This window comes from Pseudomonas edaphica (assembly GCF_965277385.1).
Lineage (GTDB): Bacteria > Pseudomonadota > Gammaproteobacteria > Pseudomonadales > Pseudomonadaceae > Aquipseudomonas > Aquipseudomonas edaphica.
This window is the reverse complement of the sequence record NZ_OZ255725.1, coordinates 102,408-114,726: the sequence shown is the minus strand read 5'-3', so window position 1 is coordinate 114,726 and position 12,319 is coordinate 102,408. Positions and strand designations below refer to the sequence as shown.

The 12,319-nt window shown below is 60.2% G+C and carries 11 protein-coding genes and 1 tRNA gene; 10 read left to right on the top strand and 2 right to left on the bottom strand.

Going from position 1 to position 12,319, the window contains the following annotated elements; all coding sequences use genetic code 11:
- The 5 genes from ACQY47_RS00565 (at nt 1) to ACQY47_RS00545 (ending at nt 5,569) form a co-directional block, all read left to right on the top strand.
- Nucleotides 1-747, top strand: a complete 747-nt coding sequence (locus ACQY47_RS00565; protein WP_017138855.1) for a fimbrial biogenesis chaperone — start codon at nt 1-3, stop codon at nt 745-747.
- Between the two features lie 33 nt (nt 748-780).
- The gene (locus ACQY47_RS00560; protein WP_428554612.1) at nt 781-3,366 is read left to right on the top strand and encodes a fimbria/pilus outer membrane usher protein; all 2,586 of its coding nucleotides are present in this window, start codon (nt 781-783) and stop codon (nt 3,364-3,366) included.
- Entirely contained in the window at nt 3,363-4,487 is a 1,125-nt protein-coding gene (locus ACQY47_RS00555; RefSeq protein WP_428554609.1) for a fimbrial protein, read from the top strand. The genes ACQY47_RS00560 and ACQY47_RS00555 overlap by 4 nt, the downstream gene beginning before the upstream one ends.
- A 35-nt stretch (nt 4,488-4,522) precedes the next feature.
- Nucleotides 4,523-4,942 (top strand): hypothetical protein, encoded by a 420-nt coding sequence (locus ACQY47_RS00550; RefSeq protein WP_017138852.1) that lies wholly within the window; start codon nt 4,523-4,525, stop codon nt 4,940-4,942.
- 81 nt (nt 4,943-5,023) lie between these two features.
- On the top strand, nt 5,024-5,569 hold the full coding sequence (locus ACQY47_RS00545) for a GNAT family N-acetyltransferase (protein ID WP_428554605.1): 546 nt from the start codon (nt 5,024-5,026) through the stop codon (nt 5,567-5,569).
- 20 nt (nt 5,570-5,589) lie between these two features.
- Here the strand turns inward: ACQY47_RS00545 and ACQY47_RS00540 are convergent, their stop codons facing one another.
- Nucleotides 5,590-6,000, bottom strand: a complete 411-nt coding sequence (locus ACQY47_RS00540; protein ID WP_017138850.1) for a VOC family protein — start codon at nt 5,998-6,000, stop codon at nt 5,590-5,592.
- A gap of 263 nt (nt 6,001-6,263) precedes the next feature.
- On the opposite strand from ACQY47_RS00540, the gene ACQY47_RS00535 reads away from it, so the two are divergent.
- The 4 genes from ACQY47_RS00535 to ACQY47_RS00520 all read left to right on the top strand — a co-directional run bounded on the left by ACQY47_RS00535 (nt 6,264) and on the right by ACQY47_RS00520 (nt 11,327).
- Nucleotides 6,264-6,350, top strand: a tRNA-Leu gene (locus ACQY47_RS00535).
- 375 nt (nt 6,351-6,725) lie between these two features.
- Nucleotides 6,726-9,557 carry a xanthine dehydrogenase family protein molybdopterin-binding subunit gene (locus ACQY47_RS00530; protein WP_428554600.1) on the top strand — a complete coding sequence of 944 codons (2,832 nt, stop codon included), beginning with the start codon at nt 6,726-6,728 and terminating at the stop codon, nt 9,555-9,557.
- Nucleotides 9,550-10,089: a (2Fe-2S)-binding protein gene (locus ACQY47_RS00525; protein ID WP_017138848.1), complete on the top strand. Its 540-nt coding sequence runs from the start codon at nt 9,550-9,552 to the stop codon at nt 10,087-10,089. The genes ACQY47_RS00530 and ACQY47_RS00525 overlap by 8 nt, the downstream gene beginning before the upstream one ends.
- Before the next feature lie 2 nt (nt 10,090-10,091).
- Nucleotides 10,092-11,327, top strand: coding sequence for a c-type cytochrome (locus tag ACQY47_RS00520; RefSeq protein ID WP_017138847.1), 1,236 nt, complete (start codon nt 10,092-10,094; stop codon nt 11,325-11,327).
- Between the two features lie 65 nt (nt 11,328-11,392).
- On the opposite strand, the gene ACQY47_RS00515 is transcribed toward ACQY47_RS00520, so the two are convergent.
- Nucleotides 11,393-11,674, bottom strand: coding sequence for a hypothetical protein (locus ACQY47_RS00515; RefSeq protein WP_017138846.1), 282 nt, complete (start codon nt 11,672-11,674; stop codon nt 11,393-11,395).
- A 184-nt stretch (nt 11,675-11,858) separates the two neighbouring features.
- Between ACQY47_RS00515 and ACQY47_RS00510 the strand changes: the two genes are divergently transcribed.
- Entirely contained in the window at nt 11,859-12,317 is a 459-nt protein-coding gene (locus tag ACQY47_RS00510) for a GFA family protein (RefSeq protein WP_428554595.1), read from the top strand.
- Nucleotides 12,318-12,319: the final 2 nt, after the last annotated feature.

Genomic DNA, 12,319 nt, shown 5'->3' with positions numbered 1-12,319 from the left:
ATGCCTTGCAAACTTCCACTCAAACAGTTGCTGCTGGCAAGCCTTCTGGCCCTGGCAAGCGCCCAAGCCATTGCGGGCGTGGTGATTACCGGCACGCGGGTGATCTACCCGGCTGGCCAGAAGGAAGTCACCGTCAAACTCAATAACAACGGCACGCAGCCTGCGCTGATGCAAGCCTGGATCGATACTGGCAGTGTCGAGTCCACGCCCACCAGTTCCAAGGCACCGTTTCTGCTTTCGCCGCCGGTGGCACGTATCGACCCGGCCAAAGGCCAAAGCCTGCGGGTATTGTTCACGGGGGCGGCGTTGGCCTCGGACAAGGAGTCGGTGTTCTGGCTGAACGTACTGGAAATTCCGCCCAAACCCGAGGCGGGTGAGGACCTTAACACCCTGCAAATGGCATTTCGCTCTCGAATCAAGCTGTTCTATCGCCCCACCGAGTTGCCCGGCACCGCCACTGAAGCGATTGAACAGGTGCAATGGCAAGTGGTTTCCAGCCGTGATGGCTTGGGCCTGGCCTTGCAGGCGTTCAACCCGTCGGCCTTTTACGTGTCGCTGGTTGAACTGGAACTGGTGTCGGGCTCAGTACGTGCTCGCAGTGAGGACGGCATGGTCGCTCCGGGTGAAACCCGACAGTTCCCGCTGCCGACTCTCAAGACTCGGCCTGCCGCCGATGCCCAAGTGGAGTTCAACGCCATCAACGATTACGGCGCGCTGATCCCGACTCGGAAAGCACTCAAGCCTTGATCAACTCCTGACGTCTTTACACGCGAGTTAATTATGCAAACCTCTTCCAGCTCCAGGCTTGCCCTGCGGGCGCAGCCTCGCTTTGCCTTGAATCCGCTTACAGCCTTGGTGCTCAAGGTGCTGGCCATCGCGCCTGGTGCATGGGGAATACAGGGCGCATTGGCGCAAGAGGTGCAATTCAACGACGCATTCCTGCCTGAGGACTCGCGTAACCTCGACCTTGGTAAATACCAGACCGGCAACCCGGTGACGCCGGGGCAATACCGCGCCGATGTGTTGCTCAACGGCCAGTTGAACAGCCGCCAGGACATTCGCATTGAGGCCCAGCCCGACGGCAGCAAACCGGTGGTGTGCATGGACCATGGCTTGCTTGAACGTCAGGGCGTGGACATGTCCAAGCTGTCCGAACCGCTGGACACCACAGGCTGCGTGTCTTTGGGCAGTTTGATCCAAGGTGCCAGTGCGAGTTTTTCACCGGAGAACCAGGCGCTCGACCTCAGCATTCCTCAGGCCGCCTTGAAGCGTAATTCCCGGGGTTACGTCAGCCCTGAGCTATGGGACCGCGGTGTGACCGCCGGCATGCTCAGTTATACCTTCAACGCCAACCGTAATCGCACCCGCACGGGCGACTATGACTCGGCGTTCATGGGCCTTAATGCCGGTCTCAACCTGGGCGACTGGCGCCTGCGCCACAACGCGTCGATGAGCTGGCAGTCGCGCCAGGGCAACAAGTACCAGGCTCTGGACACCTACGCCCAACGTGATGTGACGGCGCTGAAAAGCCAGTTGACGGTGGGGGAGTCCAACACCAGTGGCGAGATCTTCGACACCTTGTCCTTTCGCGGCGTGCAGTTGGCCAGCGATGACCGCATGCTGCCTGATTCCATGCGCGGTTATGCCCCGGTCATCCGTGGCATTGCCCGCACCAACGCCCGCGTGACCATTCGCCAGGCCGGCAACGTCCTGCTGGAAACTACCGTAGCGCCGGGTGCTTTCGTGATCGATGACCTGTACTCCACCGGCTACGGCGGTGACCTTAACGTGAGCGTTGCCGAGGCAGACGGCACCGAGCAGAACTTTATCGTGCCCTATGCCTCGGTCAGCCAGTTGTTGCGCCCCGGTACCTCGCGGTTCAGCTTCACCGCCGGTGAAACCCGCAACAACTTTGTCGACCAACAGGCACGCGTGCTGCAAGGCACGCTGCAGTACGGCCTGAACAACACGTTCACAGGCTTCGGTGGCCTGCAGTCGAGCGACCACTACACGGCGCTGCTCACGGGCCTGGCGTTTGGCACGCCCATCGGCGCCATGGCGGTGGACGTGACTCACGCACAGACCGAGCTGGCTGCCGGGACGGCCAAAGGGCAGAGCATGCGTGTGTCCTATAGCAAGAATGTACTCAGTACCGGCAGCAACTTCTCGGTGGCGGCTTACCGTTTTTCTACCGGTGACTACCTGGATTTCAGCAATGCCGTGCAACTGGTGGATGCCGAGAAAAATGGTTGGGACACCCGTATGTTCGGACGCCCGCGCAGCCGCCTGTCCATCACCGCAGACCAGACGTTGGGGCCTTGGGGCCAAGTGACTCTTAGCGGCTATGCGCAGAATTACTGGAACCAGCCGGGCAGTGATGTGCAGTACCAGTTCAGCTACAGCAAGCAATTCAATCGCGTGAGTTTCAGCGTGAACGCCAATCGCAGCCGCATGGGCCTGGGCGATATGGAGAACAGCTTCCTGCTGACCATGAGCATGCCCCTGGAGTTTGGTGGGTCTGGTTATGGCCCACAGGTGACGGCGCAGGTTGGCCGTGACACGCGCGGCAACTACAGCGAGCAGGCCGGCATCAGCGGCACCGCGGGCGACGATCGCCAGTACGGCTACGGCGCATCCTTCGGGCATGACGGTGGCAGCAATACCAAGAGTGTGGCGTTTAATGGGCAGTACACCGGCGCCCGGTCGATGCTCAGTGCCGCACTGGGGCGTGGCGACGGCTACACCAGTGCTTCCGTGGGGGCCAGCGGCACGCTGGTGGCCCATGCCAACGGTGTGACCATGACGCCTTATCGTGGCGAGACCATGGCGGTGATCAGCGCGCCGGGTGCGCAGGGTGCCAAGGTGTCGGGCTATCCAGGTCTGAGGCTTGATGCAAGCGGTAACGCCGTGGTGCCGTATTTGCGCCCCTATGAATTGAACGAGGTCGCCATCGACCCGATCGGCAGTTCCCTGGACGTTGAATTCAACGAAACCAGCCAGCAGGTCGCGCCGCGTGCCGGCGCCGTAGTGCACCTCAAATACACCACCAACCAGGGGCGGGCAGTACTGCTCAATGTGCGCCTGGACGATGGCAACAGTTTGCCGTTCGGTGCCGGCGTAACGGACGGCGAAGGCGCCACGGTGGGCGTGGTCGGGCAGGGCGGTCAGCTCTACGCACGCATCAAGCCTGATACCCGGCAGTTGCTGATCAATTGGGGCAGCAAAGCGCACCAGCAGTGTGCGTTGGTCATTCCACCGGGCCCGGGCGAGGGCCAGCAGTTGCAGCAGCTGGACGCCGTGTGTGCGGCAGGCAAACAGGTCGCTGACCGCGTGCGGCCCAACACTATGCAAAAGGTACCGTTATGAACATCAGGGCTTTGATCAACTCGGGATTGGCAGTCATCGCACTGTGGGTAGCGGCCGACACGGCCATGGCGGTCACGTGCACCTACATGAATGGCATCCAGCCAGCGAATGGCTCCATGCCGTTGCAAATATCGGCGATCACCGTCGGGCGCGATGTGCCGGTAGGCGCCGAAGTTTATCGACAGAAGTTCAGCATGGCAGCGGGCCAGGCGGTAAAGTTGGAGTGCCTGTATGCCCCATATGAACAGTCGACCGAGTTTACGGTTGATTCGGGCTATGGCCTGGCCAATGTGACCAGCGGGGTGTATGCCAACAAAGTCTACAGAACCAGCATTCAAGGACTAGGGGTCGCCTTCACTAGCACGGGCGGCCCTCTGCCAAGGGCAACGAGCAAAATTTGGACCTCGTGTACGCCGGGCTGGCGGTGCCTGGTCCCGTTTGACGGACCTTCCAATTTTGAATTGGTATTAATCAAACTGGGCGATGTGGAACCGGGCGTGTTGGTGGGCAATACGTTGCCGACCGTGAGCCTATTTGGCAATTTTGGCGACGCCAGAATGCTGGGCTTCAAAATGGGTATCTCCGGCACTATCCAGATTGTTTCGCGCACCTGCAGCACGCCGGATGTGAACGTCCCTATGGGTACACATCAGACCAAGACATTTACCGGAGTCAACACTGCCAGCGCCTGGGTCGATTTTGCCATTCGATTAAATGATTGCCCGGCGTTTACGGGGACCTTCAGGACCACAGGTCCCGGTTGGATTTCCCAGAGCGGCAATTCACCCTCCGGCAGCAGCACGCCTGGCACCGTGGTCAATAACACCCTGCAATATCGCGTCGACCCGGCGCGGACTGCGATCAACGGCGGCAATGGCGTGCTGAGCCTCGACCCTACAACGGGCGGCAGTGCACCTGCCGCCACAGGCGTAGGTGTGCAGGTCGCAACCCCTAACGGAATCGGCTTGCCTTTAACGATGAATCAAAACAGTGGCCTGGCCCTGCGAGCGACCGAGGGCAGCTATTCAATCCCGTTGCGCGCCCGTTATCTGCAAACCCAGTCCAAGGTCACGCCGGGGCCGGCCAACGCGTCGGCAACGTTTACGATTATTTATCAGTGATGGAGTACGTAAGACTAATCGCGAGGATGCGAAAGATGCCAAATAAAGCACTCAGGATTCTGATCGCAGATGACCAGCATTTCTCCCGGTTGAGGATCGAGCGTGCCCTGAACCATCTGGGTTACTACCGGATTGCGCCGATGCACCGGCTGGAGGAGGTATTAAGCGCGCTGGAGTATGACTGCGAACCCTTGGACCTGCTGATCATCAACGCTTCACTGGTGAAAGGCGTGAAATTTGATCTGTTTTCGTTCTGCATGGACAACCCGTACGTGCGTTACGCAATGATCTACGATGAAAGGCAATCGGGTATCCCCGCGTTTCTGGTGTGCCGTCAGGACAAGGTATTGATCAGTGCATTGCCGTTGCCGGACCTCGACACGCTCACCCAGCTCATGGCCAGGGTTGATCCCAGCCTTGTGGCCACTGCACGCAACAGAGAAGTGGGGGTGTAGCTTCACGGTGGCTCACCGGTTGTTGCGAATGCCATCGCCCATGCGCGATGATCTGGCACTGTCAGCGCCTGGAGTACAGTGATGCAATCGCTACCCATACCGCCCTCCATCAAGGGTGTGTTACTTGAGCTGCGCCCGCTGGAAACCGGGGATTTCGAGGCCCTGTATGGCGTCGCCTGCGACCCGTTGATCTGGGCCCAGCACCCCAGCCCCACGCGCTACCAGGAACCGGTGTTTCGCGAATGGTTCGAGCAGGCGCTGGCATCCCCCAGCGTACTGGTGGTAATCGACCTTGAGAGCAACAGGGTGGTGGGCAGCTCTCGTTACTACGACTTCAGTGAACCGCAACGTGAGGTGGCCATCGGTTACACGTTTCTGGCCCGTGAAAAATGGGGCGGCGGGGCCAATGGCGAGCTTAAGCAACTGATGCTCAAGCACGCCTTTCAGTGGGTCGATACCGTATGGTTCCACGTCGGCGCCGACAACATTCGCTCGCAACGGGCAATGGAGAAAATCGGCGGGCAGCTTTCGCATACTTCGGTAAAAACGTTCGCTGGGCGTTCGCAAGAGAATCGTTTTTATAAAGTTGAGCGTGCTGCATTTGAGCGAGCCGAAACAGGCAGCTGAAACCAAAACCTGACGCCAGCCTAAATGGCAGGGCCTTTGAGCTCGATCCGATTATCATCCGGGTCATTGAAATAGATCGACCAGCCTGTCCCGTCTGCGCCATAGCGCTTCTGCGCCTTTTCCGCAAACACACCCGCCTCAGCCAAGTGGTTGAGAATCGCGGATTCATCAAAAGGCTCAACCCTGAGGCAGACGTGATCGACATTATGCCTTTGCTTGCCCGCCGGCTCCCCACCCTCACGGCCGATCGACCCGTTCACATCGACCAGGTCAATCAGGGACGTCCCGGCACTCAGGTGGATCATGCCGAGGTCGTCACGGCGCTTTTTGACCTCACAGCCCAGTACCGAGGTGTAAAACGCCAGGCTGCGGGTGATGTCTTTCACGCGTAAAACAACATGATCTATATGTTGGATTGAAAAGGTGCGCATTGCGATCATTCCTGTTTGATCATTGGTTTTGGTGTCGCCAAAGTCTTCAACTTAGCTGATTCTGGAAAACGAGTGCTGCATTTAACCCGTGGCATCGGCCCAGGACAGTCAGCCAACCCGCTTGGTGCAACGCCAGGTTGGCTGCGTAGATCACTGATCTGACAAGGTTTTTCAGCTCAGGATGAGCACGATAAAGGTGCGCCTCGACCTTGCATCCAAGCGCCGGGGTCTATATATTCCCAACCCTGCAACACCGCGCTACCGCCCGAATGGCGAAACTGGTAGACGCATGGGACTTAAAATCCCCCGCTCGTAAGGGCGTCCCGGTTCGATTCCGGGTTCGGGCACCATAGATATCAAGGGCTTGCATGATTTTCATGCGAGCCCTTTTTCGTTTGTGCTCCCCAAAATTAGAAAACTCCACCGCTCGTTTTGTCGGCATGACCTGTTTGCCGATCCTTTTGCGTGTGTAGCCATCCTGACATTCCCCTGATCCTTCGCGACCTTTGCTTCTACTCAGAGCAAAGCGGCAACGCGTTGATTCTTTGTTCGGTTTTTGTAACAGATTGTTTGCGGCAGGCGCAGAAACCTATAAAGTTAACCTTTCGGTCAGCTTTGCACTGTCAACTCCAGCCTTTTGTTTCCAGCGAAAGCGCTCCTGCAAGGATCGAGACCCCCAGAACATAACTAAAAGGGCGGACCCATAACCGCCCAGAGGATGATCCATGTCCAACCGTGATATCTCCCGGCGCTCGTTCCTTCAGGGCGGGCTGGTGGCGGGTGTGAGCGTGACGCTTACGCCGCTCAGCACCCAGGCGCTGGCTGCCTTGATGGAAAACAGCGTGACCGTGCCGTCCGAGCAATGGCTGGGCAACAACGGCAAGGCGCGCTCGCGTAACGACGCCTTGTCCAAGGTCTGCGGCAGCAAAGTCTTTGCCCGCGACATCCGCGCCAAGGACATGCCGGGCTGGCCGCAGCAGCAGGGCCACGCCATGTTGCTGAAAACAACCAAGGCCGATCGCATCTACGCCGGCTACGATCTGTCGTGGCTCGGTGCCGACTTGCAGCCTGACCGCATTGTGACCGCCGCCGACCTGGACAAGGACGGTATCGTCTTCCCGGAAGAACACGCGCCGGATCCGCTGCTGCCGGAAGGCAAGGTGCCGATGTTCATTGGTCACCCTGTGGCGATCCTGATCTGGAACGACTTCGAGCGTTTCCGTCAGGCCAAGGCCAAACTCAAATTCAATGACAAAGCCATCCGTTACGGCGCCCAGGTGCCGTACTACGAACGTGACCCATACGGCAGCTTCCGCTACGTGCGCGTCGGCGGTGCGACCTCGGCGGACGAGGATGAATTCGCCAGCCTCAAGGATTCGATCCTGTTCCCGATGCTGAAAAACCGTCGCCCGGTGTGGAATTCCCAGCCGGACCTGCACGGCAACCTGACCGAGCGCGGGCTGTTTTACGCCGACCGGATGCAGCAGCAAATCGACGCGCCGCCCGACAACTGGCTGGTGTTCGACGAGCGCTACAAAACCCCGTCGATTGAACCGGCGGCGATGGAACCGGACAACGGCAACGGCTGGTACGACCCGGCCACCAAAACCTTGCACTTTGTCGTCGCGACCCAATGCCCGCTGGAAGCCGCCACCGAAACCGCAAAAATGATCGCGCCATCGCGCTTCGGCCTGGCGAACCTGAACATGCACCCGGGCTACACCGTTGGTTACGGTTCCAAGGATCACAACATTTTTGTCTACTACGCAGCCCTCGCCGCGTTGTATGGCGCCGGTGTCCCGGTGCGCCTGGCCAACGACCGCTATGAGCAGTTCCAGAGTGGCATCAAGCGTCACCCGTTCGACATCCGTTACCAATTGGCGGTGGACAAGAACGATCACAGTTTCCAGATTTTTCGCGCCGAGATGAACGTCGATGGCGGCGGGCGGATCAACTACAGCCCTTCGGTGGCGGCGGTTGGCGCCACGGCAGCGCAGTCGATCTACTACATGCCGCAGAACGATTTGCAGGTCACGGCCTACCATTCCCGCGCGGTTGAAGCGGGTTCGATGCGCGGTTACGGCACCCTGCAGAGCATGGCCTCGACCGAAATGATGGTCGACGAAATCGCCGGGCGTCTGGGCATCGACGCCATCGACCTGCGCAAGAAAAACGCCATGCTCTCGGGCATGAAAAACACCCAGGGCGCGGTGCCGGCCGGGGCATTGCGCTTACACGAGATTCTCGACAAAGCGGCTGCCCACGACGTCTGGAAAAACCGCGACCAAATCAAAAAGACGCGCGAAGCCGCTGACCCGGATAACTGGTATGGCGTGGGTTTTGCCATCTGCCAGAAAGACTTCGGCACCGGTTCCGAGGCGCCGATGGCCAGCATCGAATTCACCGCCGAAGGCCACGTGACGTTGCGCCATATCGGCATTGAAATCGGCACCGGCATGTCCACCTCGCAAGCGTTGGTGGTGGCGGATTTCATCGGCATTCCGGCCACGCAAGTGAAGACCGGCGAAACCGAATGGCAAGAGTTGCAACTGATCACGGGCGGCAACCCTTACGTCATGAGCCAGGCCGAGCAGGATGGTTTTTTGCGCAACCCACGTTGGGTCGGCAAACTGGCGTCGGCCTCGTCGGCGACCAATTCTGCGTATTACTTCAGCCACGCCACCCGTGAAGCCTCTCGGGTGCTGTTCAACCACGGCCTGTGGCCGGCGGCGTTGCAGATCTGGGGCCAAGGCCCTTACGGCGGCCAGGCCAACCCATACGTGGTGCGCCGCGAAGACGCACATTGGGTGGACGGCAAACTCACCGCCAACGGCATGCAGCCGCTGAGCTTTGAGCAATTGGCCAAACATGCCCATGAAAAAGGCCTGGTGACCGGCGCTACCGTGCACGGCTTCAACCGCTGGAGCTGGGCCGAGGCCGATTACAGCATCGACGGCGTGCGTGAACGCCTGCCGCTCGACGGTCTGGCCGTGAAGTACGGCGACGGCGCGCCGAAGGCGAAACTGGCGCAAATGACCAGCAACGGTTTCCACCTGCTGGATCGCCAGAACGTCCACTACCCGGACACCCAGTTGAACAACGCGGCGGTGACTTACTACAGCCCGGTCGCGACGCTGGTGGAATTGAAAGTGAACAAGGGCTCCGCCGACGTGCAAGTGCTCAACCATCACTCGTGGGTCGAGTGCGGTCGGGTGCTGGTGGAAGAGCTGGTCAAGGGTCAGCTCGAAGGCGGGATCGCCATGGGCATTGGCCATGCGTTGATGGAAGAGATGCCGCTGTACGAAGGCGGGCCGGGGGAGGGTGACTGGAATTTCAACCGTTACCGTTTGCCGATGGCCCGCCACGTTGCGGTGTGGAACCAGACGGCCGAAATCCTGCCGCCGCTGTCGCCGAGCGACCCGTCCAAGGGCATTGCCGAAGTGGTGATGATCCCGATTGTCGGCGCCATCGGTAACGCCGTGGCCCACGCCATCGGCAAACGTGTCCGCGACCTGCCCATCACTTCTGCGCGCATCAAGGAGGCCCTCAATGGCTAACCGTCCGTTTCAACTGACCCTCAACGGTCAATCCGTCGGCCCGGTGGACATCCCTGATGACCTGCCGATGATCGATTACCTGCACGAATACAAAAACCTCACCGGCTCGCGCCTCGGCTGCGGCCAGGGCATTTGCCACGCCTGTGTGGTGATCGTCGACAACCCGGACGGCACCAGCGAAGAAGTGCGCACCTGCATCACGGGGGCACACTATTTCGAAGGCAAAAAAGTCCGCACCATCGAAGGCCACGCAACCCGCGACGATCAGGGTAAAGTCACTGAGCTGAACCCGATCCAGCAGCGTTTTGTCGATGAATTCGCCTTCCAGTGCAGCTACTGCGCGCCGGGGTTCGTCAATGCCGCGACCGTGCTGGTCGAGAAGCTGCAGCGTCAGCCCATCGTCAAAAGCCAGCTGGAAAAAGTCATTGAGGACAGCCTCGGCCACCACATCTGCCGCTGCACCGGCTACGTGCGTTACTACAACGCGACCCGCAACGTGCTGACCGATCTCGGCCTGGTCAAGGAGGGTTAAGCATGAAACAACTACTTTCCCGTCTTGCGCTGGCGGTTGGCCTGGCCGCGCCGGTGGTGTTGGCGCACGCGGACGATCAAGTCAAACGCGGCGAATACCTCGCCCGCGCCGCTGACTGCATGGCCTGCCACACCGCACCGGGTGGCGCACCGTTTGCAGGCGGTCTGCCGATCATTTCGCCGTTCGGCACCATCTATGGCACCAACATCACCCCGAGCAAAGAGCACGGCATTGGCCTGTACACCGATGACGAATTCTTCGCCGCGCTCACCGAAGGCAAACGCCGGGACGGCGCGAATCTGTACCCGGCGATGCCGTACACCTCGTACCACTTGATGCCCCGTGCAGATTCGGACGCGATCCATGCGTACCTGAAAACCATCGAGCCTATCGAGCGTGCGGCGCCGGTTACGCGCCTGAGCTTTCCATTCAACGTTCGTCTGGGCCTGATGGGCTGGAACATGCTCTACGGCAAGGATGTGAAACTTGCCCCGACCGAGGGCAAAAGTGAAGCATTCCAGCGTGGCCAATACATGGTCGAGGTGCTCGGCCACTGCGGCGAATGCCACACGCCTCGGGGCTTGCCCGGCGCAATGCAGCAGGATAAACGCCTGACCGGCGGCCTGCTCAATGGCTATCTGGCACCCAGCCTGTTGGCCAATGACCTGGCCGCTCGCGGCTGGAATCATCAGGACCTGAGCACGTTCCTCAAGCACGGCATGAGTGCCCAGGGCACGATGTTCAATGAGATGTTCCCGGTGTTCCACAACAGCACCCAGGGCCTGAGCGATCCGGACCTGGCCGCCATGGCGACTTTCCTGCTGGGCGATCAACCGCCGGTGGCCAAGGTGCTGAGCGAGACGTCGCTGGACGCCATGAGCCCAAGCGCCCAACGCGGCCGCCAGGACTATCTGAACGTCTGCGCCGGTTGCCACGCGCCGAACGGCGAGGGCAAGCCGCACATCGCGGTGGCCATGCGCGGCAACACCACGCTGCGCCTGGAAGACCCGCGCAACCTGCTGCGGGTGATCGAGGACGGCATCGGCGAGCAGCAATTCACCGGGTTCGAGCGCATGCAACCGATGCCGGGCTTTGCCGACAAGCTCAATCACCAACAGCTGACCGACCTGCTCAACTATCTGCGCCAGGGTTGGGGTGGCCAGTCGAGTGAGCTGGCGGTCAGCGACGTGCAGAAGTTGCAGGCCGATGCACCGCCAGCCGAGCACAAGGCGCACTGACACCTAGCATCTGCTGCAGGATCCCGATGGGAACCGGGTTAATCTGTTTTCAACGCCTGAACAGCTCAGACAAATGGCTGCCCACTGAAACCGCGTGGCAGGCGCTGCAGCCCAGGCAAGTCGGTGAGGCGTTGCGTCCAGGCACTGCGCCAGTCAACGGCAGTATGGGTTTTGGCTTTGCGCGCGGAGCGGCGGGCAGCGTTGCGCTGGGTGCGGCGCGCTTCTTTGTAGGCGTCGGTATTGCGGCAGGTGCGGCATTTGACTCGGTTCAGCTCGGTGCTGGACGTGAGGTTGGTGCCGTGATGGCCGCAAGCCAGATGCCCGGCGACCTTGAAGTGAGTGACCATGTAAGCGTCTCCTTCTTATGGGGGTACGCGCGGCCATAAAGCAGCGGCGGCGCGTGGGCAGGGCGCGGGCAAACAACCCCGCACCCTCAGGGTTGTGACCTCACAGGCGGCGCGGCGTTCGGTTTTATTCCGGGGGCAGTTCACGCTACCCTGCGGTGCCAACAATCATGAAAAGGAGTGAGTGATGAGCGTTGAAACCTTGCCGTTGGAAGGCAGTTGTCGTTGTAACCGGGTGCGTTTCAGTGTGAGTTTGCCGCCGGTAATCACCATGGCGTGCCATTGCAACGGCTGCCAGAAGATGACCGCCAGTGCGTTTTCCCTTAGCGCGTTGATTCCGGCCGCAGGCTTCACCGTGACCCAGGGTTGCCCGGTGATAGGTGGCTTGCACGGCGTGGACCGCCATTATTGCTGCCCGCACTGCATGAGCTGGCTGTTTACGCGCCCCCATGGCATCGATGAGTTCGTCAATGTGCGCGCAACCTTGCTGGATAACGCCCGCGATTACGTGCCGTTCATGGAAACCTGGACCAGCGAAAAACTGCCTTGGGCCGCGACGCCGGCGCTCGAAAGCTTCGCGCAACTGCCCGAGCCGCAGGACTTCCCGCGCTTGATGCAGGCTTACGCCACCTTCAGTGCCGGCTGAGT